We start from the raw sequence: 1,957 nt of genomic DNA on the forward strand, positions 1-1,957 counted from the left end.
GTCCAGTACATTCTGGTAATCACTGGCATTGACCACAATGGTGGTATCGCGGTAGTTCTTGGCAGCGGCACGAACCATGGTGGGGCCGCCAATATCAATGTTTTCAATGGCGGTGGCCAGGTCGCAGTCAGGGCGGGCAATGGTCTGTTCGAAGGGATAGAGATTGACGACCACCAGGTCGATAGGCTTGATGCCATGCTCGTCCATCACGGTTTCGTCCTGACCGCTGCGGCCCAGAATACCACCATGAACCTTGGGGTGAAGGGTTTTTACCCGGCCGTCCATCATTTCCGGGAAGCCGGTATAGTCAGAAATCTCAATGGCAGGAATATCATTCTCTACCAGCAGTGCATAAGTCCCGCCTGTAGACAGAATTTCAACCGAATGCTGTTGCAGGGACCGGGCGAATTCGACAATGCCTGTTTTGTCGGAAACGCTAATCAGAGCCCTGCGAATCGGGCGTGTCGTGACTGCCATTGTTTCTTTCTCACCACTTGTTTGTAGATAGTTTGAATAGATAGCTGGAATAAAAATTCCGGCAGATTTTAGCTGGAAATGGCGGCTATTGGCAGGGGGGAAGGGAAGAAAGTAGAAATCAGTAGTGTCCGTTGTCCAGAAACTACTGATTGATTGAGTGGCAATGAATGATGGGTCAATTAAAGCAGGCCGTACTGCTTCAGCTTCTTGCGCAGGGTTCCCCGGTTCAGGCCCAGGAGCGTCGCCGCACGGGTCTGGTTGCCCTTCACGTAAGCCATGACCGTTTCCAGCAAAGGCGCTTCTACTTCAGACAGAACCATCTGATAGACATCGGTGACGTCCTGCCCGTCCAGGTGGGCAAAGTAGTTATTCATGGACTTTTCCACACTGTCGCGCAGAGTCTGGGACTCCGGGATTCTCGACGCTGTGGCAAGGCTTCCCCCATGGCCATTTACTGGACGACCTTCTTCTACGATTACTTGTGTTGCCGTCATGCCGCTATGTCCTCTCCGTTACCTTTAACAAAAGTCGACGCTGAAAAACACTGAAAATACTCCCGTATGCAGGTGCGCTGTTCTTCCGAAGATTCCAGCTTATTAAAATGCCGACGAAACTCCGGGCCGGATGGCTGGTCCTGCATGTACCAGCCAACATGTTTTCTGGCAATCCGCACAGCGTGGCTCTCCTGGTAAAAAGCGCCGTAAAACTGATGGAGGGCTTCCAGGTGCCCCAGGAGGATTGCCTGAACCTCACTCGGATCCGGTGCTGCGAGCTGCTCCCCATGTTGCAGGAAGTGGTTGATCTCCCGGAATATCCACGGACGGCCCTGGGCAGCACGGCCAATCATTAATGCGCTGGCACCGGTAACGTCCAGAACATGCCGTGCTTTTTCCGGCGAGGTGATGTCACCATTGGCAATCACCGGGATAGTCACCGCCTCAACAATTCTGGCGATGGTTTCGTATTCTGCCTCACCTTTATACATGCAGGCCCGGGTACGGCCATGAACCGCCAGGGCGGCAATGCCACACTGCTCGGCCAGTCTGGCAACCGCAACACCGTTGCGACTGTCCGGATCCCAGCCGGTACGAATCTTCAGGGTCACCGGGATATCCACCGCCGCCGTCACGGCTTTCAGGATGGACTCCACCAGTTCAATGTCCCTCAGCAGTGCAGAGCCAGCCGCCTTGTTGCAGACCTTTTTGGCCGGGCAACCCATGTTGATATCAATAATCTGGGCACCGAACTCCTGGTTCAGCCTGGCCGCCTCGGCCATCTGTTCCGGATCGCCTCCGGCAATCTGGACGGAGCGCGGTTCGGACTCACAGCTGTGATCCATACGCAGCCGGGACTTGCGGGTATTCCACAGCTTCCGGTTGCTGGTTACCATCTCCGACACCGCCATGCCTGCACCCATTTTCAGGCAGAGGTGGCGAAACGGGCTGTCGGTAACACCCGCCATGGGCGCAAGCACCACCGG

General features: G+C 55.2%; 2 protein-coding genes and 1 pseudogene. All 3 read right to left on the bottom strand.

The genetic code is table 11. The features are described 5' to 3' along the window. Window positions 1–477 (bottom strand): annotated as a pseudogene (gene purH, locus KDK13_RS10515) (bifunctional phosphoribosylaminoimidazolecarboxamide formyltransferase/IMP cyclohydrolase); the annotation flags it as partial. 179 nt (window positions 478–656) lie between these two features. Then, complete coding sequence (fis, locus tag KDK13_RS10520; RefSeq protein ID WP_209199972.1) at window positions 657–971, bottom strand: DNA-binding transcriptional regulator Fis; 315 nt, start codon at window positions 969–971, stop codon at window positions 657–659. Beyond that, the gene (gene dusB, locus KDK13_RS10525) at window positions 968–1,954 is read right to left on the bottom strand and encodes a tRNA dihydrouridine synthase DusB (protein WP_373692231.1); all 987 of its coding nucleotides are present in this window, start codon (window positions 1,952–1,954) and stop codon (window positions 968–970) included. Before dusB ends, fis begins: the two co-directional genes overlap by 4 nt. Window positions 1,955–1,957 lie beyond the last annotated feature (3 nt).

The organism is Endozoicomonas sp. SESOKO1, from assembly GCF_024606265.1.
Classification (GTDB): Bacteria; Pseudomonadota; Gammaproteobacteria; order Pseudomonadales; family Endozoicomonadaceae; genus Endozoicomonas.

Coding starts and splice junctions, on each gene's coding strand:
- fis (WP_209199972.1), bottom strand. CDS start 971: ATGACGGCAACACAAGTAATCGTAGAAGAAGGTCGTCCAGTAAATGGC.